The sequence below is a fragment of the Pseudomonas sp. LBUM1640 genome (genome assembly GCF_059716225.1).
Genome location: NZ_CP166816.1, coordinates 4,580,408 through 4,600,776, shown reverse-complemented (window position 1 = coordinate 4,600,776; position 20,369 = coordinate 4,580,408). Strand labels below are relative to the sequence as shown.

Below are 20,369 nucleotides of genomic sequence, written 5' to 3'. Positions count from 1 at the left end.
AGCGCTCCAGCTACTGTTAGAAATAGACCAACGCTTCCACCGTTCCAGTCAGTTGACTGCGTGCATCACCCTGACCGAATGGATGGGCATCGTCGCGGCCGTTGAACCAGTCGTAGCGCAGCTCCGGACGCAGTGAAAGGTATTTGTTGAAGTCGTAGCGCAAGCCCGCTGTCAGGGCATTGAACGCGCCTCGGGACGTGGACGAGGGGAACAATACGAAACCGTCTGGGTCATCGAAATGCTCCGCCCGCACAGAGAACGACAAGTCCTTACGTTGCTGATAAGTCAATACAGCGTTGGCTCCCCACCAATGTGCACCCTCAAAACCGGGCCCACTGATAACGTCGACCGTCGATTTTTTTCCGTCACCCGCCTGATGGCCGTAAACCACTTCTGCACCCATCGACCACTTCTCATCAAACTGATGCCAGCCATTGAGCGAGTGCTGCTGCTTGAACTGGCTATTTTCAGAGATCACCCGGCCACGCGGCGTTTGCACATCATTGCTGTCGCTCTGCGAGTCACCGACCAAAAACTCATAGTCGATCCAGGTTTTCATATCTGGCGTACGCCAACGCAACGCTCCCAGTATTGCCTTGGTGTCGTTGTTATCGCGCAAGTTGCCTTGACCCTGGATCACTCCTAGCTCAACACCGAGCAACATGCTTTGGTTGTTGACCAGGCGCTTGCCGAGCAGAAAGCCCGATACGGGGCCAGACTGGGTCATGAAGGCATAGGAACGACTGGCAAACGGGTTGCGCGCGGCACGCACGTTAGGCGGGACTTCATACCCAAGTCCTGAGCCGAAAATGCCGGCGATTGCGGTGAAGCCCCCGGCGTACGGCAGGTAGGCCGTCGCGGCTATGTTGGGTACCGCAAGAAAGTTCTGTTTGTCGCGTCGAGCCTTGTCCGCATCGTCGTCGCCCGGGGAGTTGATGCCCCAATGCATGTCCCATCCATATGTGCGGGCCTGTTGCGCGTTGCGTCCATAGGCTGCTTCAAGGGTGAAACCGAAAGATGCTTCGGTGGGAGCTGGTCCCGGAAGCGGCGTTACGCGCGGAATAAAGTTTGCCTTCAGGGCCTTGTCTGCAAACAGGTGAAGGGTGGCGAGTTCGAAGCCCTCATCGGACAGACCGCCAATAGGGGTGTTGGTTTGCCCTGACTTGCGATCATCTTGGGATGAGTTGTTGTTGTGCGAGTAACCGGCGTCCAGCAGTCCAGATATCTTGATGCCGTAATCGCGTTCCAGCGAGTCGCCGAAAATGCTACGAAACACGGTGCCTTCGCCGACGTCGGCAAGACAGTGGCTTGTTGAAAATGCGAGCAGAACCGCACCAAACGATTTGATGTTGATGTTCTTCATGAGTTTTCTCTTATTTTTATTGGGGAGGCGGCCATCCACTAGCCGCTAGTTGCGACCGTCAGTTGGTGGCGGGTATTCCCACTACACGGTTCAAGCGCCAGAAGCTGAAGATTCCCAGCGCCGCGATGCCAGCGGGAATGGCGGCTGACACCAGCAGATCACTCGTTGACCACTGTAAGTGCAGCAATGTGGCTCCGATGAAAGGTCCACAGATGCCGCCCAGGCGACCGATACCAAGCGTCCAGCCAGTACCGGTGGCGCGCAACGCGGTCGGATAAAAAGTGGCGGTCATGGCGTTCAACGCCGCCTGACCGCCGAGGATGCCAAAGCCTGCGACAGCGATTGTCAGGTAAGCAAGATTGATCGAAGCGTAGAAATGACTGAACAAAAGGATGGCGATGACAGACACGATAAACGTGGGCACCAGCACGACGCCGAAACCACGACGGTCGACAAACCAGCCCAGCAACCAGCCGCCCGCCAAGCCGCCCACCCACATAGATGTACCGGCAAGCACCGCTTGCGACGGGGTATGGCCTGCGCCGCTCATCAGTACCGGCGTCCATGAGGCTAGAAAGTAAACGCAGAGCATGTTCATAAAGTTAATCAGCCACAACAACAGCGTGCCCGGCAGCCGACCATCGGTGAACAACAGAGAGAACGACAGGCCTTTCTTGCGCGGTTCACCGATCACCAGGACAGTCTGTGGGTCGATCTGCAGGCTAGGCTCGATGCGTTTGAGGATGGTCCTGACACGGTCAAGCTGGCGTGCACGCAGTACGCACCATTGCAGTGATTCGGGTAGGGCGAAAAACATCAGCACACCCAAGCAGAGTGGTGCGATGGCACCCAGGTAGAACACCGCTTGCCAGCCATACTGTGGAATCAGCGCGGCCGCTATAGCGCCGCCGACCAGGCCACCGAATACCATGCCCGATGACACCAGCGTCAACAGCATTACACGGTTGTGCCGTGGTGCAAATTCCGTTACCAGAGTGGCGACGTTCGGCACAATGGCACCCATTGCGATACCAGTGAAAAACCGCAGCGTCATAAGGCTATCCACTGTCGTCGCGTGGGCGGTGAAAAACATCAAAACCGCCATGACCAGCGAGGCCGCGACCAGCACTGGCCGTCGACCCACTCGGTCAGCCACCGAGCCCAGCGCAAGCGATCCGATCAACATGCCGAGCATACTGATGCTGAACACCGGACCCAGGCTGGCTTTGGGAATGCCCCAGTCTGCGATGAGGCTGGGCGCGGTATAGGCCATGGCTTGGATATCGAAGCCATCGACGACCATACACAGGAAGCATTGAACGAGCACAAGTAGCTGAAAGACGCCCAAACGGCTTCTATCGACGATCGTGCAGATGTCGAGTTGATTGTTCACAAGCGAATACCTCTGTTGTAATTATTTTCGGTAATAGCAGTGTTCGGTTTGCAATGTCAGAACAAGTAAACGGTGAGGATAAGATCCCGGTTGTAAAGGTTGGCGATGGTGAAATCTCAGTCAGCGAGCCATGCGCAAGCCTCGGCACGCATGCCTTGTTCAAGCTCGCTGCCACGGGTGGCAAATAGACGATTCAGTGGAAAGCCGCTCTTATCCAAAAGATAGGCCAGCGGTGCGTATTCACGCGGATAACGCGTAACGATGTCACGATCAATCTCGACCAGGCCCTGTGGAAAAGTGAAGCTACCCATGTCATAGATGCTTTGGCGCTTGACCAGCTTCCACTGACCTTCGCGTTTTTCGGCCAGGTCATAAAAGCGGTTGTGCACGCTGCACCCCAGACCCAGCTTGATGTTGTCGGCAACGATCACCGCATTGGTTTCCACAATGGCTTTATCGCCTTTGAAAGTAACTACCGGTGTGCCGATCAGGTGTTTGGTGCGCAAGTCTGACTTGCTCATGCGCTTGGAGCCTTCGACAAACTCGGCGAAGGGCCCTTCAAACCAAGTGATTTCAATGATCCCATCAGGATGAGCGAGCTTGGCCAATTCATCCCATTGGCCCAAGTCGCGATGAATCCAGCCGGTGATCAGGTCGGTTATTTGAAAACGGTCTTCCAGGTAAGACTGCATGAGGTGTCCTTGGCAGATGACGGAATGTCGAAGTCAGCATCGTCCCCTGGACAGATAACTTCAAATAGATTGATATGAACAATCGATCATTAAATCTGATGAGGTGTACTGCATGGATCTGCGGCATTTACGTTATTTTTTAGCCGTTGCCGAGGAAGGCCATTTTGGACGTGCAGCCCAGCGCTTGAACATTGTCCAGTCCGCTCTGAGCATGCAAATCCGCTCTCTTGAGGACGAGCTCGGCGGGCCACTGTTCTTGCGTACAAGCCGTCGCGTAGAGCTTACAGAGGCTGGTGTCCTATTGCGTGCCGAAGCGCAACGCACCCTCGACCAGGCGGCGCACGCCCAACAAGTAGTGCAGCGCTCTCTGCGCGGGGAAATGGGCACAGTCCGGATTGGCTTTGCAGGTAATGCCGTATTTAGTGGAAGGTTAATGTCGGACGTTCGCGCATTTCGTACCGCGTACCCTGACGCGGAAGTCGTCCTCCGCGAGTTGGCGCCGCACCTGCAGGTCGAAGCCATTCAGAACGGGCAGCTTGATTTGGGTTATGCCCCGAGTCATGGCGGACAGGCCCTGGACAACGCACTGCTGTTTGAGTTGATTGGAACGTGGCCCTTGGTCGTTGCGATGCCCGAGGACCATCCGTTGGCGAATCAGCAGCCTTTGCACGTGCCGATGCTGGGGGCCGAGTCGTTGATCGTCTATGCCGCCCACGGCGCGGATGAACATATGCTTGCTGCGCTTCGTAAGGCGTTGGGGCGTGAGCCCAAGGTTCAGCGCACCACTAGCACCTTGAGTGTGCTGGCGTTGGTGGCTGCGGGAATGGGCGTAGCATTGGTGCCCGCGCCTTTGATACAAGTCATGATTCCAGGCTTGATCTATCGAACATTCGATGACGTCGAACCGCAAGCCGACCTGTTGCTCATCAGCCGCGTGAATGAAACTGCGGGTACGGCGAACGCGTTCCTGAAGGTTGCACGCCAAGGAGGAATGGCCACTGCGACCCATAGAAACGGGAATCGGTGACCATGTCCACGGTCGACGCTTTTCCGTCGCCGACATGGCCGCCGTCGTAGCGACCAGGTCATTCTCGACGCTTGAATTCCTGGCGGACATGGGATGCTGCTGTTTATCTGTACATGATCGGGACGCTGGTTTTTACGCAGGCGCTGGCGTCAATCCTTATTTTTCGAGGGCAGTTGAACGCAAGCGCGTTCAACGAGCATTGATCCAGTGTTGTCAATCGACTCAAAGTCGGAAGAGTGCTTCTGCGTTTCCATGAGCAATCTTCTCGCGGTCAGCCTGGCTGATCGGAAGACTCTGCAAAAACTCACGTGCCCCGGTATTGGTGAGGTAGGGGTAGTCGACGGCATAAATGATGCGATCGGCGCCCATCACTTTGTGGATGAATTCAAAGTGCGGCAAGTTGAGCATGCCGCTTGGCGTCACATACACATGCTCTTTGTAGGTTTGCGAAATGCTGCGCGACAACCCCGTAGCCTCCTGAGGTATCGTGTCATCCATGCGCTGTAGATAGAAAGGCACCATCTCGCCCCAATGGCCGCTGATCACCTGCAGCTTGGGGAATCTGTCGAACACGCCTGCCAGGATCATGCGAATAACCTGGATGCCAGCCTCGTGGTGCCAGCCCCAGCCGAAGAGCGACAGACGTGCGCTGACTTCCTTTTTCAACCCACCGTAGTAGGGCTGCTGCACTTGGGGAAGGACAAATCCCGGATGTGCATAGAGGGGCACTTCGAGTTGATTGAGCATCTTCAGGACGGGTTCGTAGCGCGGGTCATCAAGAAAAGTTTGCCCTGGACGGCCGGTCAGCAACGTGCCGACCATGCCCAGTTGAGTGACCGCACGCTCAAGCTCAAGCGCAGCGGCCTCCGGGTCCTGCCAAGGTAAAATGGCGAAACCGCCGAAACGATTTGGATTTGCCCGAACTGCCTCGGCGAGCCGGTCGTTGGCGGCTCGCGTAAGCTCGATGGCTTGCGGGCCCTCGATGAGCTGCGGCGCATTGCTGTACGACACGACCTGCATGTCGATGCCGTTTTTATCCATCTCCGCCAACCGTGCGGCACCGAGGTCCGCGGCCAGCGTCATCGACGTCTTGGCGGCTTGCAGATGTGGCCTGTTGTCTTGAAAGTCGTTCGGCTTGTCAACCACGCCCGTCATCCAGTCAGCCATGTAGCCTGCTTCAATCGTTTGAGCTGAATGGCTGGCTTTGGCGATTGCGGGGTCGGTGGTGTGTTCCTCGATACAGATGATCTTCATGTGTGCGTTCCTGATAGTGGGCGCCTTAAACAGGCGCGCGAGCGGAAAGTTCTTGAATGATCTGGTGCAACTGATCTGCAAACGCCTGCGGATGGACACGGTATCCCAAATGGTTGCCCACGATTTCCACGCAGCGGCAGGGCAGCTGTCTGGCCAGTTCGCGCGCCGTTTGAGCGTAGAAGGCATCACCGCTGTCCAGACCTACCGCGGTTACCATGGGGACGCCATTGTTGCGTAGCGCCTGAAGGTCGGGAACGAAGTTATTGATGTGGCGAAACTCGTGCGCTAAAAACCGATCATGGGTTGTACCCGCCTGGTCGCCGGGCGCTGCCGTGCTGGGACCGAAACCCACAAACGACGAGGCAAACAGTTTCATCGCAGGTCCGCTGCCCTCGGCAATGTAGGTGTCATAAACCTTGTCGAAGAACGTACGCCATTCGCCTGCCACGGGTTCGGGCAAAAAGTTGGTGATAGGCGGTTCGTGGTCTACCAACCCACGCACAAGTTGGGGATGGTCTTCGGTCAGCTTGAGTGCGATGTTGGCGCCGGCACTGCTACCAAACACATAGGCTGGTCCAAGCCCCACCGCATTCAGCACCGCTGCCGCGTCGCGACCTGCCTGGGCCATGTCCATTTCACCCAGGTGATCACCTGTGCTTCGCCCATCGGCGCGACGGTCGTATTTCACCACCGTGTAGCGGTCAGCGAGCTGTTTTGACAGCGGCGCAAACAGTTCGCTGTCGCCATTGCCGCCGGCCACCAGCAAAAGAATAGGGCCAGAGCCTTCGACATCGTAGGCAAGATCAGCGTCTTCGCTGTGTACGACTTTCGATATGCTCATGCATTACTCCTGGTTAGGGTGATCAAAGAGTCAGGCTGCCAGCCAGCCGAAGCATCCCCCCGGCCGATTTCGCTGACAAATCGCTGCTATTCACGTGTGCGTCGACAGTGGCGTTGGGGAGGATGGAGTTCATGGCTTTTTCTGTTATTGGGATTACTGGATGAGCTTCTGACAGAATGGTGACAAAGTCGTCAGGATGACGAAATCGATACTAATAGAAATATATTTTTTATCAAAGATATAAATTTAGCTCATCGCAGACGCGATTGGATGCGAAAAGGCATACGCAGATGGAAACTATGGCAAAACAGATCAATGACCTGGGCATATCGCTGGATCATCGGAGCGTGACCGCTCAGCGCAAGCGCGATGCGATGCGCGCTCGGATATTGTCGGCGACCATGGATTTACTGGAGGACCCTTCCAAGGTTTCCGTCACCATCGAAGGCGTCGCGCGGGTGGCGAACATTTCCCGGGGCGCGTTCTACAAGCACTTTGCTTCGCTGGAGGAGGCTGTGGCTGCCATAGGGCAAGAAGCCACCGATGGCATGACGTTGCACATTCTGCCCGTGTACGACGTGCTGACCCACCCTGTGGAACGTATCAGCACGGCGATGCGTCTGTTTTTGCTTCGCGCACACACTGACCGTCGTTGGGCGGCGTTTTTCATCCGGGCGGATCTGGTGCAGGACCAATCGATCCTGCTGAAGTACGTATTGGCCGACCTGCAGGCGGGTCGCGACGCAGGGCTACTTGACCTGCCGTCGATGCAGGCCGGTGTAGACGCTTTGATTGGCGCGACCCTGGAAGGGGTGCGGAGCATGAACCAACATAAGGTTGACGACCCGCAGGCTTACATCGACGCCGTCATCCTGATGGTGCTGCGCGGGTTCGGCGTGGAGAACATGCCGGCGTATGAGGCCGTGGCGTTTTCCCGGGCCTACCTGCAAGCACGAGCTCAGGCAGACTGAATCCTCAATCGTGCCAGCAGCGATACCAGCCGTTTTTCTCGCTGATGTGCAACGGGGTCTGGTAGAGGTCCGAAAGGTGTGCGCTGGTCAATAGTACGGTTTTGGGACCGTCGGCCACGATCCGCCCCTGCTTGATCAACACCACGCGCTCGATTTCCGGAATGATCTCGTCAACGTGGTGGGTGGTGATGAGCAACGACCGACCCCCACCGCAAAAACTTCGCAGCAGCGTTAACATGGCCAGGCTCGCGCCCATGTCGAGGCCGTTGGCCGGCTCATCGAAGATCAGCGCCTGGGGCTGATGCACCAGTGCTCGGGCCAGCAACAGGCGCCTTTTCTGCCCGGTGGAAAGACGCTGGAACATGCAGGATTCATCTTGCGAAATCCCGAGGCTAGCCATCATTACACGTGCCTGCTCGAGCTGGAGCTCGGTCGGTTGCAGGTGTTCATGACTGCCAATGGCACCGAAAAAGCCTGAAACCACAACGTCCAGTGCGCGGGTGTAGGGCGTATAGTCCTCCTGTAGGTCCTGGGACACGAAGCCGATCCTGTTGCGCAGTTGCCATAGGTTCAGAGTCTCGCTGCCGAACAGCTTCAGGTAGCTGCCGTCCTGAGCGACGGGATAGAGTTCCCTGTTGATCAGTTTCAGCAGAGTGCTTTTACCCGCGCCGTTGGGGCCCAGGATTGCCACGCGCTCGTGCTGCTCAATCCTCAACGACAATCGATTGAGCACTCGTGTCTGTTGCTGGTACGCGGTGACTTGGTGTAATTCGATCATGTATAAAACCTCGCGCAAAGAATGCTGAGCACCTGAGCTAGCGGCGAAACCTGTTGATGTGTTTGCGCAGCCCCGTGGCCAGGAACGACAGTTCTTCGCTGGTCATCTGCTGTTCGTTTTCAGCGGCCTGGTAATAATGCTTCAGATACAAATCCAGCGGTTGACCTGAATCCCGTAATCCTTTTCCTGTGTGTCTCCAAACAGGTTTCGAAATAGTGTGCCTTCACTCGTTTCAGGGGGCTCGGCTGCGTGCGTGTTGAGCCTTGAGAACGCGGCCAGAACCGCACCAAGCGTTTTCACCTTGATGTTGATCAATATCTATCTCTTGTTTTTTTGTCAGAGTTTTAGAGAGAGGGGCGTCCATGCCACCGGAAAATCCTGTCAGGCGTGGCGGGCCTTTCCACCCGTAACGGCGTGGGGTTGGCTGCTTTGTTGCAATTGCTCTCGCAGGGAGTTGAGCAATTTGGGTAACGCTGACAGCTCTGCAACGCCGCCATAGCAGTAGTAGTCGGGGCGCACGATAAGAGCTATGAGTCCGGCCTCGGCCATGAAACGCAAGTATTTGCCAGAGACGTCGCGATAGATGCCTTTGCTGCTGTCAGCCGTTTCCGCGAGTCGAACGACTTTCAGATCGTAGTCATGGATGAAGCTCTGCTGTTCAGGCGTGAGCGATGCCAGAGGATCCTGGTCACCTCGGACGAGCAGGTGGAAACCACGGCCAATGACGTCATCGTAACGACCGACCTTACCGCCGATTTCAATCGAGCCGTGTACCCCGAGAATGCCGCGCAATTGTCCACCTTCCTGTAAAAGCCCATCGGTCAAACCGGGGAACGGCGGCAATGGTGCGACATTGCCGCTCAAATACGCAGCGTCACGCTCGGCGGCTTTCACCGGGTCTGACACGCACACCACTTTGCCCATGGCCATCGAGGCTTCGATCACCGCACGGATCTGCGGTTTGCGTTCCAGTGTGTAGCTGTCCAGCAGGACGTTGTCGGCCAGGCCGCGCAGCAGCAGGTCCAAGCGCCAGGACAGATTCCATGCGTCGCGAATGCCCGAGCACATGCCTTGGCCCATGAACGGCGGCATCACGTGGGCCGCGTCGCCGGCCAGCAGCACCCGGCCGCTGTGCCAGTTCGAGGCAATGCGTGAACGGAACTGATAGACCGCGTGGCGCACCAGGTCAGCGGTGTCCGGCGTCACCCAGCGCGCCAGCAACGACCAGACCTTGTCGGTGTCTTGCAAGTCTTCGATGGTTTCATGGGGCAGGCGCATGAACTCCCAGCGGCGATAACCGGGGCCGCCAGGGACCATGGTGGTGGGTCGTTCAGGGTTGCACCATTGGCCGATGTCCGGCACATCCAGTTGCACACCGGGCTTGGGTTGCAAGTCGACCACCAGCCAGTCTTCCTGGAAGCCCAAATCCTGCCATTCAATGCCCAGCGATTGGCGCACGAAGCTGTTTGCGCCGTCGGCACCGATCACGTAACGAGCACGGACGCTTTGCTGCTCTTCGCCCTGTGAGAATTTGCCGTCTTGGCGAATCACTCGATTGAGCACCATGTCGCAGCCATCGGCGTCCTGCTTGAGCGCAGTTGCTTCCCAGCCCTGATGGACCTGCACCTTGCCGATGCTCTTGGCCTTGCGGTCCAGCGCGGCTTCCAGCGATGGCTGGTTGAACAGGTAGCCGAACGGTCCGTCGCTGATGGATTCGGCCGACCAGTCGATTTCGACCAACACTTTCCAGTCGGCGTTGAACCACTGGTAGCGCGCCGACGGCTGAGAGATTTTTGCCAGCTCTTCGCCGAGCCCCATAGACAGGAAAATTCGGCGGATTTCATGATCGTAGAACACCGCGCGCGGCAGTGGATAAAGCGCCGGCCAGCGTTCGAATACGGCGACCGAATAACCCATCTGACCCAACAGAATGGCCAGGGTCTGGCCGACAGGACCGTAACCGGCGATGGCGACATCGACTGTGGTTTGCTGATTCATGACTGTGCCTCGTGTACTGCGCAATGATTTCCGGACATGGCCGGGCCCGTCGCGCGAACCAGGGAGGCTCGCGCAATGCAGGAATTCCAGTTTTTTAAACAGTAAGCGGCAGGCGACTCAGGCAGGTGCCGGGGTATCCGCTTCAGTATTGAAAATGAAGTTGTCCGGCACTTCCGGGCCCCAGAGGTACAGTGAGTTTTCCGGGGCATAATCGCCGGCAGGCCATTCGCTGCCTTCGCAGATGTAGTCCATGTCTGCCGAGTACTCGCAGAACGAACCCCACGGATCCTGCACGTAATGAAAGTAGTTGGAACCCAGGCAATGACGGCCCGTGCCCCAGCCTTTCACGTGTCCCGCCGCCGCCATCTGCGAAGCGCCCGCGCCGACTTCATCAATGCTGTCGACTTCCCACGCAGCGTGGTGCCAGCCCTTGGCGCTGCTCTTGGCGAACGCCACCAGATGATGGTCGCAACCGTGGGCGGCATGACTGAAGGCGATAATGTCCATCGACTTGTCGGAGAGCTTCAAACCCAGGGCTTGTTGGTAAAAGTGCAGCGCGCCAAGTACATCGGGGGTAAACAACAGGACATGGGACAAGCGACGAGGGCGGACCTGCGTCATGGCGTCTCGTGTCGTCGCTCCGCGGCTGTTGGACGGGGTGATGCTGCTGTGGTGGTCGGACTTTTGGTCGGGCATGGTCTTTTCGCCGACCTTCACCTGCAACAGGTTGCCATCCGGGTCGCGAAACCAGATTCCGGCTTCGGGACGATCTTCGAAAAGCCCTCCCGCGGTTTTAATCTGCTGGCGCAAGGCAGCGTAATCCTGCTCGTAGCAGTTGAAGCTCAGATAGGCGAGGGACTTTGAGGCTGCAGGGAAAATTTTCGCCCAGACATGGCCGTCAGCTGCTTGCAGGAAAAGCTGGTTCTGTTCACGGAGAACGTCGAGGCCAAAGCTTTCGAAGAACTGGCAGGCTTCGTCCAGTGAAGGGACGTTCAACGCGTAATGATCGATTGAATGCACACCATGGGACACGCTCATGATTGCCTCCATTTAATTATTTTTTGTAGTGGGGCGCAGGGGCATGGTCGGCCCCGCGCCAAGTGTGCAGCTGTGTCTATGATCAGACTTCGTCGACGACAGGGTTGACTAGTTTGCCAATGCCCTCGATCGATACTTCGACCACATCGCCTGCTTTCAGATAAACCTTGGGATTCATGCCAAAACCAACGCCAGCCGGGGTGCCACTGACAATCACGTCGCCAGCTTCGAGAGTAACCGCTTCACTCAGCGTAGAAATGATGGTGGCTACATCGAACAGCATGTCGTTGGTATTGGCAGACTGTACGACTTTGCCGTTGACACGCGTTTCCAGCAACAAGCCTTTGCCACCCGCAGGCAACTCATCTGCGGTCACTAAAACCGGCCCGAATGCACCCGTGTCATCGAAGTTTTTACCGACGGTCCACTGCGGTGAGATGAACTGGTAATCGCGTACCGAACCTTCGTTGAACAGCGCATAACCGGCGACGTGATCGAGTGCGTCTTCCTTGCGGATATGGCGGCCGCCGCTTTTGAGAACTACAGCCATTTCACCTTCGTAGTCGAGGGTGTCGGAGATGCGCGGACGGATCAGCGGTTTGTTATGGGCTGTCAGGCTGGAGTTCCAGCGAGGGAACAGGGTGGGGTAGGTCGGTTGAGCGTAAGGTGACTCTTTGGTGTGGTCGGCGTAGTTCAGGCCGACGCAAACGATTTTGGTCGGACGCTCCATCAATGGCAGGTAAGCGTCTTCGGCGATTTCGACGATAGCGCCATCGGCACCTTGGGCATGAGTGGTCAGATCGACACCTCGCGCCAACAACGACTCAAGCGTTTCGGTTCCTAATACGCGTACGCCATCGGCAGTGACGACACCTAGAACAGGTTGACCTTGATTGAGGAATCGAACGTAGCGCATGACGGTTTCTCTTGTTGGAGTGGAAAGGGCCGGTGGATTGGGCAGCCGACCGCGTAGCCATCAAGCTAGGGCTTATAAAATATACCGTCAATAAAAAAATATATATTTTATAAAATATGAGAAATTTTTAAGCCCGTGTATGATCCATGCAGACAGCGTAAAAAGGAGTCGAGCGTGAATTCCCCACAGATTAACTGGCAATCCGCGGAGCCCGAAAAGCGCACGATGGCCTCGCAACTCGAAGCCAGGATTCGCCAGGACATCATCAATGGCCAATTGGTCCCGGGCAGTCGCCTGCGCCTTAAGGATCTGGCCGAGGCTTACGACGTTGGCGTAATTCCGCTGCGCGAAGCCTTGTCGCGCCTAGCCAGTAGCGGTTTCGTCTCGGCAGCGGATCAGAAGGGTTTCAGTGTCGGTCGGATCTCGGCAGCAGAAATCGCTGACATCACTGCCGCGCGTTTGCATATTGAATGCAAAGTGCTGGCCGATTCCATTCGTCAGGGCGATGTCGAATGGGAGAGCCGTGTGCTGGCCGCCCACCACCGACTGGGTCGTCTGACCATTGTCGAAGGCCCGGAGCGACTCCTCAAGCCCGAATGGGAAAACGCACACGAAGTGTTCCATCAGGCACTGATTTCAAGCTGTAATTCCCCGACGCTGCTACGCCTTTGCACATCCCTGCGCGACCAGACTGCGCGTTATCGTTTTCTCTCGATGCACTATCCCGAGAGTCATGGGCGGGATGTGCCCGACGAACACCGGCAGTTAATGGAGGCAGCGCTGGCGAAGGACATCGACAGAGCCTGTCAATTGCTCGCTAGCCACTATCAAACCACCACCGATTCGGTGCTCAGGCACGCTTCGCTGGCTCAGGTCTGATAGTGCTCGACCAAGGGTTGAATCAACTTCTCTACAGCACTGGGTACATATTTGAGGTCGGTGTCCGTCAGGTTGAGCAGCCACCCGTAGATTGACCCCCGTCAGCAACGCGTTGACCGACGTTGCAATCAGGGGAATGCTGCGGCAAGTCCTGCCATCCGCAGTGCCCTGAACTACAAACTAAGTACTGCGTTTGGGCATAACCGCGGCGACTGAGACCATCCCAGCAGCGTCAAGCAGCAGGCCGTGGGTGATCGCAACGTCCTCTTTACGTTTTCTGGCCATCTTGGTTTCTCATCAATATTCGCCCGCCAGCCTGGAAATTGAGGCTTTGCAGGCTTGTAGTGCATGGCGAAATTCCTCCGCACGCATCTGAAAGCGTGAAGTGGGCGCAACCACTGCGACGGCATGGGGCCCCATGAAGGTCGGAATCAGAATGCTGCAAGCACTGATACCGATGGTGTGTTCCTCCTGGTCGATAGCGAAGCCACTGGCACGTATCTGCACCATCTCGTTGAGCAGGGATTTGACGCTTTGGGTTGCCTTGGTGAGTTTTTCCGGTGATTCACCCAGCACGTCCAGAATCTGTTCGTCACTCAGTGTTGACAGCAAGACCTTGCCATCAGCGGTCGCGTGCATCGGCATTGAGCGGCCCATGGGGAACACCACGCGCAATTCGTGCTCAGCAATGACCCGTGCAATTACGTTGGTTTGCTGTCCGCTGATGCATGAAAGCGTGACGCTCTCATTGAGCTCCTCTGACAGCTCCTCAAGCGACTTGCGAGCGATCGAGATGATGTCGGTGTGGGTTTGATGTATCAGTTGAGCCAACGCCGGCCCCAGGCGAAAACCGGTACCGGGTCGAATCGGCTCAACCATAGCCTCAGTCTCGAGGGCGGCAACAATCCGCTGCACTGTAGAGCGAGCCAGCCCTACTTCCTGGGCAATCGCCCCAAGGCTTAAACCGCCCGGATGGCTGCCCAGCACGCGCATCACTGAGCAGGCTCGGGCGATGACCTGAATTCCGCCACTGCGACTTTCGTCGTTCTCTATTTTTTCTTTTGAATTACTCATGTCCTTCCTCGCCACCGGGATTTCTAGGGTATGGGCTGAAATAAGGCAGCAGTTTACAGGTTAGGGCACGCTGTATCGCAATATGGTTACTTGCACCACCGACATGGATCGCATTACGATACATCGAATCGTTATACGGGTCACTACTGAATGGCCAGTTAACTCTCGATGACCAATCCGCTGTCTGCCTGTTGCAAGGCAACGGCTTGGACGCGTTTTCACAGGAGCAGCAAATGAACTTCACATCCACTTCGCGCCTTGGCTGCGCGCTGCCGCTGGCCGCGTTGATACTGGCGGGTTGCCAAGAGCCGCAGAACCTCAAGGTCCACAAGGCACCAGACGTCGGGGTCGTGACCCTCCAGAACGAAAATATTGTGCTGAGCAATGATCTCCCAGGGCGCACCAGTGCCTATCGCGTTGCCGAAGTCCGACCGCAGGTCAGCGGGATTATTCAGAAGCGTTTTTTCAACGAAGGTGCACAGGTCAGCAAAGGGCAGCCGCTCTATCAAATCGATCCAGCGAGCTATCAAGCAGCAGTCGAAAAGGCCCAGGCGAGCCTCGACACCACGCGCAGTCTGGCGCAGCGCTACAAGCGTCTGGTCGAGAGCAAGGCTATCAGTCGTCAGCAGTACGATGACGCCGACGCCAATTTCAAACAGGCCCAGGCGGAGCTGAAAATGGCGCGGATCAACCTTGAGTACACCCGGGTGCTGGCGCCGATCAGTGGACGGATCAGCCGTTCGAACATCACTGAAGGTGCGTTGGTAACCAACGGCCAGGCCGGCGCGCTGGCGTCAATCAATCAACTCGATCCGATTTACGTCGACGTTACGCAAGCGTCCGCCGACATGCTCAAGCTGCGGCGCGAAATGGCGTCGGGTCAACTGACCATGGCCGAGCCGAATCAGGTCCAGGTCAGGCTGACACTTGAAGATGGTTCGCCTTATGAACTGCCGGGAGCCTTGAAGTTCTCTGAAGTGACGGTTGACCCAAGCACCGGCGCGGTGACGTTGCGCGCAGCATTTCCCAACCCGGATGACGTATTGCTGCCGGGCATGTTCGTTCACGCTCGTCTCACCGAGGGCGTTCGCCAACAGGCGATCCTGGTGCCGCAACAAGGCATTACCCGCGATCTGAAAGGTCAGGCCACCGCGTTGGTGGTCGGCCCTGACAACAAGGCGCAACTGCGTGAGGTCAAGACCCTGCGCACCATGGGCAACAAATGGTTGATTGAGTCTGGCCTGAAGGCTGGTGACAGGGTCATTACCGAAGGCGTGCAACTGGCCAAGCCGGGCCTGCTCCTGAATCCGGTGCCGGCGAAAAACCTCGATGCTAACCCCGCTGTGGTCAGCGCTTCCGAATAGCGCTTGCGCTGCACATGTTCAAGGTAAACCTTCATGGCTAACTTCTTTATCAACCGGCCAATTTTCGCCTGGGTGATCGCTATCGTGATCATGCTCGCCGGTGCACTGGCGATTCTTAAATTGCCGGTCAACCAGTACCCGAACATTGCGGCCCCGGCCGTGATCATCACCGTGACCTACCCGGGGGCTTCGGCGCAGACTGTGCAAGACACGGTGGTGCAGGTCATCGAGCAGCAACTCAACAACCTCGACGGCCTGCGTTACATCTCTTCGGAGAGTAACAGCGATGGCAGCACCAACATCATCGTGACGTTCGACCAGGGGACCAACGCCGACATTGCCCAGGTCCAAGTGCAGAACAAGTTGCAACTGGCCACGCCACTGCTGCCGCAGGAAGTGCAGAAGCAAGGGCTGCGGGTAGCCAAATATCAGATCAACTTCATGCTGATCGTCGGTTTGTATTCCGAAGACGGCTCCATGGATGACTTCGACATTGGCAACTACATCGTGTCGAACATGAAAGATCCGATTACTCGCTCTAAAGGGGTCGGCGACTTCCTGATGCTGGGGGCCCAGTACGCCATGCGTATCTGGGTCGACCCGCAGAAACTCAACAGCTTCCAGTTGACGTCCCAGGACGTGATCGACGCCGTGCAAGCGGAAAACGTACAAATTTCCTCGGGCTCCCTGGGTGGTCTGCCGACCCACAAAGGCGTGCAGTTGAACGCGACGATCCTCGGCACATCCCGAATGAAAACCGCTGAAGAATTCAGTGAGATCTTGCTCAAGGTCAATCCGGATGGTTCACAGGTACGGGTCAAGGATGTCGCCGAAGTCGGTCTTGGTTCCGAGAACTTCTCGATTTCCGGCACTTACAACGGCAAGCCGGCAGCGGCCCTGGCGTTGCGCCTGGCCACCGGCGCCAACCTGTTGGACACGGTGAAAGGCGTGCGCGAAACCGTGGCGGAACTGGAGCCGTATTTCCCCAAAGGCCTGAAAGTGGTGTTCCCTTACGACACTTCACCTGTGGTGGGCGCCTCGATTCATGAGGTGGTGAAAACCCTGTTCGAAGGCATCCTGCTGGTGTTCCTGGTGATGTACCTGTTCATGCAGAACATCCGCGCCACGCTGATCCCGACGCTGGCGGTGCCGGTGGTGCTGCTGGGAACATTCGGCATCCTCTCGGCCTTCGGCTTCACCATCAATACGCTGACCATGTTCGGAATGGTGCTGGCGATCGGTCTGCTGGTGGATGACGCCATCGTTGTGGTGGAAAACGTCGAGAGGGTAATGTCCGAGGACGGCTCGTCGCCCAAGGAGGCCACGCGCAAATCCATGGCGCAAATCCAGGGCGCATTGGTGGGTATTGCCCTGGTGCTCAGTGCGGTGTTCGTGCCTATGGCGTTTTTCGGCGGGGCGACGGGCATTATCTATCGGCAGTTTTCGGTGACCATCGTTTCGGCCATGGCCCTGTCGGTGTTAGTGGCGCTGATTTTCACCCCGGCGCTGTGCGCGACCATTCTCAAACCCATCGATCCTGATCATCACCATAAAAAGGGCTTTTTCGGCTGGTTCAACCGGACCTTTGATCGGGGTGCAGATAAGTACAAAAACAGTGTGGCGACGATTGCCAGGCGCAAAGGCCTGTTCCTGGCGATTTACGTGTTAATCGTCGGCGCCATGGTCTGGTTATTTCCACAGATTCCGACCGCGTTCTTGCCAGATGAGGACCAAGGCACCATGGTCGTTCAGGTGCAGATGCCGCCCAACAGCAGTGCTGGCAGGACTCAAGTGGTGCTCGATGAGATCCGCAGCTACCTGATGGAGCAGGAAAAGGACGTGCTGGAGTCGGCCTACACGGTCAACGGCTTTAATTTCGCGGGGCGCGGCCAGAACTCCGGCATGTTGTTCATCGGTCTTAAACCATGGGAGGAGCGTGAAGGCAGTGACACCTCCATTTTTGCCTTCACCAAGCGCTTGCAAGCGCGGATTTCGCAGATCAAGGACGGTACGGCAATCGCTATCGTGCCACCGGCCATTCTGGAGATGGGTAACGCCAAAGGCTTCGACATGTTCTTGCAGGATCGTACGGGTATGGGCCATGAAAAGCTGATGGCGGCGCGCAACCAGTTCCTGCAACTGGCGGCTCAGGATCCAGCCCTGATGAACGTGCGTCCCAACGGTTTGAACGATGAGCCGCAGTATCAGGTGGTGGTCGACAACGAGAAGGCCCGAGCCCTGCAGGTGAGTATCAGCGACATCAACAACACCATGAGTACGGCGTGGGGGGCTTCTTATGTGAACGACTTCATTGATCGCGGTCGAGTCAAAAAGGTCTATGTGCAAGGTGAAATCGATTCGAGGATCTCTCCGGAAGATTTCGATAAGTGGTACGTGCGCAATGCCCGTGGCGAGATGGTGAAGTTCTCGACGTTTGCCAGTGGCTACTGGACCCATGGTTCACCCAAGCTTGAGCGTTACAACGGCATTCCAGCCGTGGAAATCATGGGTGAACCGGCCAGCGGTTATAGCTCCGGTGACGCCATGCAAGCCGTGGAGCGGATCGTCGAGCAGTTGCCTGAGGGCATCGGTATGCAGTTTACCGGTATCTCTTATGAAGAGCGGCTATCTGGCTCTCAGGCACCGGCGTTGTACGCCATTTCCGTGCTGATCGTGTTTCTCTGCCTGGCCGCGCTCTATGAGAGTTGGTCAGTGCCGGTGTCTGTGATCATGGTAGTGCCGCTCGGTGTGATCGGCGCAGTCGTGGCAACGTTGATGCGAGGGCTATCTAACGACGTGTTTTTCCAGGTCGGGCTGTTGACGACGGTGGGACTGTCGGCGAAAAACGCGATCCTGATTGTCGAGTTCGCCAAAGCCTTGCATGAAGAGCATGGCAAACCCTTGGTCGAAGCCGCCGTAGAGGCTGCGCGACTGCGCCTGCGGCCAATCATCATGACGTCTCTGGCGTTCATGCTTGGGGTATTGCCGTTAGCCATTTCCAATGGCGCAGGCTCTGGCAGTCAGCATTCCATCGGTACCGGTGTCATCGGCGGGATGATCACCGCGACGTTCCTGGCGATCTTTTTCGTACCGATGTTTTACGTTGTAATCTGCCGGTTGTTTGCCAAGCCCTCCGCCGAGGTGAAATCGGTCGCAGGAGAACAGGCATGAAACATCTTGCTGTGAAGACCACGTTGTCGCTGCTCCTGATGACTGTCAGTGGTTGCTCGTTGATTCCTCACTATCAGCGCCCGCCAGCATCGGTTGCTGGCGAATGGGAGGTGCCGGTCAATACGGCGGTGACTGGTGCTGACCGAGTGACCTGGCAAGCGTTTTTCCACGATGAACCGTTGCGCCAACTGATAGCGCAGGCCCTTGAAAACAACCGTGACCTGCGGGTGGCTACGCTGAATATCGAGAAGGCTCAGGCCCAGTACCGAATTGCGCGGTCTGATTTGTTGCCATCGATCAATGCTTCCGGAGCCGGGACGGCGCAGCGCCTTCCCGAGGATGTGGCGCCCAGCGGTACGACCGGCACTACTCACTCATACAGCGCCGACGTCGGGTTTACCGCCTATGAGCTGGATCTGTTCGGCCGGGTTCGCAGCCTCGATGAGCAGGCGTTGGAAAGCTATTTCGGCACGTTCGAAGCTCAACGCAGTGTCAGGCTGGCCTTGATCGCCCAAGTGGCGAGTGCGTATTACCAATTGCAGGCTGATCAACAACTGTTGTCGATTGCCGCGCAGACGCTGGCCAGTCAACAGCGAAGCTTCGGTCTGGTGCGCGCCAGCTATGACATGGACGTCGCTACCGAGCTGGACTTGAGCCAGGCCGAAAGCACGGTGCGCACTGCCGAGGCCAATCAGGCGCGTTATACCCGCACAGTAGAGCAGGGCAAGAATGTACTGGTGTTGCTGGTAGGCAAGCCTTTGTTGGCGGAATCGTTCACGGCCATTGAGCTGGATGCGTTGAGTGTGCAGAGCGATCTGCCGGTGGGGTTACCATCTGACCTGTTAGCGTATCGTCCGGATATCCTCGCCGCCGAGCACGCGTTGAAAGCGGCCAACGCCAATATCGGAGCCGCTCGAGCGGCCTTTTTTCCGAGTATCCAACTGACGGCGTCAGCCGGCTCCGCGAGTTCCGATCTCGGTCAATTGTTCGCCGCAGGGCAGGGGGCCTGGACGTTCATGCCGTCGATCAACCTGCCGATTTTCAACTGGGGACGTAACCAAGCCAATCTCGATGCTGCCAAGGCGCAAACTTCTATTGAAGTCGCCAACTACCAGAAAGCCATTCAGGTGGCGTTCCGCGAAGTGTCTGACGCCTTGATCGCTCGTGACTCACTCAACGATCAGGTGACAGCCGAAAGCCTGTTGGTTCAGGCCAATGCCCGCAGCTATCGATTGGCTGACAGTCGCTATCAAGAAGGCGTCGATACCTTTCTCAACTCCCTGGACGCCCAGCGCAGCCTTTACAGTGCCCAGCAGACGCTGGTGACGACCAAGTTGGCGCGCATCAACAATTTAGTTTCGCTGTATAAGGCGCTGGGTGGCGGGGAGGTTGTGGGAAGCCGTTCACTTTAGTCTCGATTCAACAGTCGCTTTCCTCCTTGGCCCATGAGAGTTTTTTTGTCATGGGCCTTTTTTCTAATAAATTTAGACATAAGGACCGTAACGCATCCCGATGGGCTAATTGGACTGTACGTCTCGAATTCACATTCTTGCCGACCTGGTGTTCACTGTATTCGCGTTTTTCAGTCGCTTCTCACCGCTTGCTTTACG

Annotated in this window: 17 protein-coding genes; 6 read left to right on the top strand and 11 right to left on the bottom strand. The window is 56.9% G+C overall.

Annotated features, from left to right (window positions below):
* Positions 1–16: 16 nt before the first annotated feature.
* The 3 genes from ACA065_RS20145 to ACA065_RS20135 all read right to left on the bottom strand — a co-directional run bounded on the left by ACA065_RS20145 (position 17) and on the right by ACA065_RS20135 (position 3,448).
* Positions 17–1,363, bottom strand: coding sequence for an outer membrane beta-barrel protein (locus tag ACA065_RS20145; RefSeq protein WP_497676473.1), 1,347 nt, complete (start codon positions 1,361–1,363; stop codon positions 17–19).
* Between the two features lie 58 nt (positions 1,364–1,421).
* Positions 1,422–2,756: an MFS transporter gene (locus ACA065_RS20140; protein ID WP_497691217.1), complete on the bottom strand. Its 1,335-nt coding sequence runs from the start codon at positions 2,754–2,756 to the stop codon at positions 1,422–1,424.
* A 116-nt stretch (positions 2,757–2,872) separates the two neighbouring features.
* On the bottom strand, positions 2,873–3,448 hold the full coding sequence (locus tag ACA065_RS20135) for a nuclear transport factor 2 family protein (RefSeq protein WP_497676475.1): 576 nt from the start codon (positions 3,446–3,448) through the stop codon (positions 2,873–2,875).
* A 112-nt stretch (positions 3,449–3,560) separates the two neighbouring features.
* Here ACA065_RS20135 and ACA065_RS20130 point away from each other — a divergent pair, with 112 nt between their 5' ends.
* The gene (locus tag ACA065_RS20130) at positions 3,561–4,475 is read left to right on the top strand and encodes a LysR substrate-binding domain-containing protein (RefSeq protein WP_497691216.1); all 915 of its coding nucleotides are present in this window, start codon (positions 3,561–3,563) and stop codon (positions 4,473–4,475) included.
* Positions 4,476–4,697: 222 nt separating this feature from the next.
* Here ACA065_RS20130 and ACA065_RS20125 read toward each other — a convergent pair whose 3' ends face one another.
* Together ACA065_RS20125 and ACA065_RS20120 are read right to left on the bottom strand one after the other, a co-directional pair.
* Positions 4,698–5,729, bottom strand: a complete 1,032-nt coding sequence (locus ACA065_RS20125; RefSeq protein WP_497691215.1) for an amidohydrolase family protein — start codon at positions 5,727–5,729, stop codon at positions 4,698–4,700.
* A 25-nt stretch (positions 5,730–5,754) separates the two neighbouring features.
* Complete coding sequence (locus ACA065_RS20120; protein WP_497691214.1) at positions 5,755–6,570, bottom strand: alpha/beta fold hydrolase; 816 nt, start codon at positions 6,568–6,570, stop codon at positions 5,755–5,757.
* A 290-nt stretch (positions 6,571–6,860) separates the two neighbouring features.
* On the opposite strand from ACA065_RS20120, the gene ACA065_RS20115 reads away from it, so the two are divergent.
* The gene (locus ACA065_RS20115; protein ID WP_497691213.1) at positions 6,861–7,541 is read left to right on the top strand and encodes a TetR/AcrR family transcriptional regulator; all 681 of its coding nucleotides are present in this window, start codon (positions 6,861–6,863) and stop codon (positions 7,539–7,541) included.
* Between the two features lie 4 nt (positions 7,542–7,545).
* Here ACA065_RS20115 and ACA065_RS20110 read toward each other — a convergent pair whose 3' ends face one another.
* From ACA065_RS20110 to ACA065_RS20090, 5 genes are all read right to left on the bottom strand, one after another.
* The gene (locus tag ACA065_RS20110; protein WP_497691212.1) at positions 7,546–8,319 is read right to left on the bottom strand and encodes an ABC transporter ATP-binding protein; all 774 of its coding nucleotides are present in this window, start codon (positions 8,317–8,319) and stop codon (positions 7,546–7,548) included.
* A gap of 141 nt (positions 8,320–8,460) precedes the next feature.
* Entirely contained in the window at positions 8,461–8,634 is a 174-nt protein-coding gene (locus ACA065_RS20105) for a hypothetical protein (protein ID WP_497676482.1), read from the bottom strand.
* Positions 8,635–8,700: 66 nt separating this feature from the next.
* Positions 8,701–10,317 (bottom strand): bifunctional 3-(3-hydroxy-phenyl)propionate/3-hydroxycinnamic acid hydroxylase MhpA, encoded by a 1,617-nt coding sequence (gene mhpA, locus ACA065_RS20100; protein WP_497691211.1) that lies wholly within the window; start codon positions 10,315–10,317, stop codon positions 8,701–8,703.
* Between the two features lie 117 nt (positions 10,318–10,434).
* On the bottom strand, positions 10,435–11,355 hold the full coding sequence (locus tag ACA065_RS20095) for a VOC family protein (protein ID WP_497691210.1): 921 nt from the start codon (positions 11,353–11,355) through the stop codon (positions 10,435–10,437).
* Positions 11,356–11,437: 82 nt separating this feature from the next.
* Positions 11,438–12,271 (bottom strand): fumarylacetoacetate hydrolase family protein, encoded by an 834-nt coding sequence (locus tag ACA065_RS20090; RefSeq protein ID WP_497676485.1) that lies wholly within the window; start codon positions 12,269–12,271, stop codon positions 11,438–11,440.
* A gap of 174 nt (positions 12,272–12,445) precedes the next feature.
* Between ACA065_RS20090 and ACA065_RS20085 the strand changes: the two genes are divergently transcribed.
* Positions 12,446–13,150, top strand: a complete 705-nt coding sequence (locus tag ACA065_RS20085) for a GntR family transcriptional regulator (protein ID WP_497691209.1) — start codon at positions 12,446–12,448, stop codon at positions 13,148–13,150.
* 297 nt (positions 13,151–13,447) lie between these two features.
* Here ACA065_RS20085 and ACA065_RS20080 read toward each other — a convergent pair whose 3' ends face one another.
* Positions 13,448–14,239 carry an IclR family transcriptional regulator gene (locus ACA065_RS20080; RefSeq protein WP_497691208.1) on the bottom strand — a complete coding sequence of 264 codons (792 nt, stop codon included), beginning with the start codon at positions 14,237–14,239 and terminating at the stop codon, positions 13,448–13,450.
* Positions 14,240–14,457: 218 nt separating this feature from the next.
* Here ACA065_RS20080 and ACA065_RS20075 point away from each other — a divergent pair, with 218 nt between their 5' ends.
* From ACA065_RS20075 to ACA065_RS20065, 3 genes are read left to right on the top strand one after another with little or no spacing between them, the layout of a single operon-like run.
* Entirely contained in the window at positions 14,458–15,588 is a 1,131-nt protein-coding gene (locus ACA065_RS20075; RefSeq protein WP_497691207.1) for an efflux RND transporter periplasmic adaptor subunit, read from the top strand.
* 33 nt (positions 15,589–15,621) lie between these two features.
* Positions 15,622–18,759, top strand: coding sequence for an efflux RND transporter permease subunit (locus ACA065_RS20070; RefSeq protein WP_497691206.1), 3,138 nt, complete (start codon positions 15,622–15,624; stop codon positions 18,757–18,759).
* On the top strand, positions 18,756–20,171 hold the full coding sequence (locus ACA065_RS20065) for an efflux transporter outer membrane subunit (protein WP_497691205.1): 1,416 nt from the start codon (positions 18,756–18,758) through the stop codon (positions 20,169–20,171). The genes ACA065_RS20070 and ACA065_RS20065 overlap by 4 nt, the downstream gene beginning before the upstream one ends.
* The last annotated feature ends 198 nt before the right edge of the window (positions 20,172–20,369 follow it).

Bases quoted from the DNA above. Each gene is read 5' to 3' on its own strand.
- ACA065_RS20145 (WP_497676473.1), bottom strand. From the start codon at position 1,363: ATGAAGAACATCAACATCAAATCGTTTGGTGCGGTTCTGCTCGCATTT.
- ACA065_RS20135 (WP_497676475.1), bottom strand. From the start codon at position 3,448: ATGCAGTCTTACCTGGAAGACCGTTTTCAAATAACCGACCTGATCACC.
- ACA065_RS20130 (WP_497691216.1), top strand. From the start codon at position 3,561: ATGGATCTGCGGCATTTACGTTATTTTTTAGCCGTTGCCGAGGAAGGC.
- ACA065_RS20125 (WP_497691215.1), bottom strand. From the start codon at position 5,729: ATGAAGATCATCTGTATCGAGGAACACACCACCGACCCCGCAATCGCC.
- ACA065_RS20120 (WP_497691214.1), bottom strand. From the start codon at position 6,570: ATGAGCATATCGAAAGTCGTACACAGCGAAGACGCTGATCTTGCCTAC.
- ACA065_RS20115 (WP_497691213.1), top strand. From the start codon at position 6,861: ATGGAAACTATGGCAAAACAGATCAATGACCTGGGCATATCGCTGGAT.
- ACA065_RS20110 (WP_497691212.1), bottom strand. From the start codon at position 8,319: ATGATCGAATTACACCAAGTCACCGCGTACCAGCAACAGACACGAGTG.
- mhpA (WP_497691211.1), bottom strand. From the start codon at position 10,317: ATGAATCAGCAAACCACAGTCGATGTCGCCATCGCCGGTTACGGTCCT.
- ACA065_RS20095 (WP_497691210.1), bottom strand. From the start codon at position 11,355: ATGAGCGTGTCCCATGGTGTGCATTCAATCGATCATTACGCGTTGAAC.
- ACA065_RS20090 (WP_497676485.1), bottom strand. From the start codon at position 12,271: ATGCGCTACGTTCGATTCCTCAATCAAGGTCAACCTGTTCTAGGTGTC.
- ACA065_RS20075 (WP_497691207.1), top strand. From the start codon at position 14,458: ATGAACTTCACATCCACTTCGCGCCTTGGCTGCGCGCTGCCGCTGGCC.
- ACA065_RS20070 (WP_497691206.1), top strand. From the start codon at position 15,622: ATGGCTAACTTCTTTATCAACCGGCCAATTTTCGCCTGGGTGATCGCT.
- ACA065_RS20065 (WP_497691205.1), top strand. From the start codon at position 18,756: ATGAAACATCTTGCTGTGAAGACCACGTTGTCGCTGCTCCTGATGACT.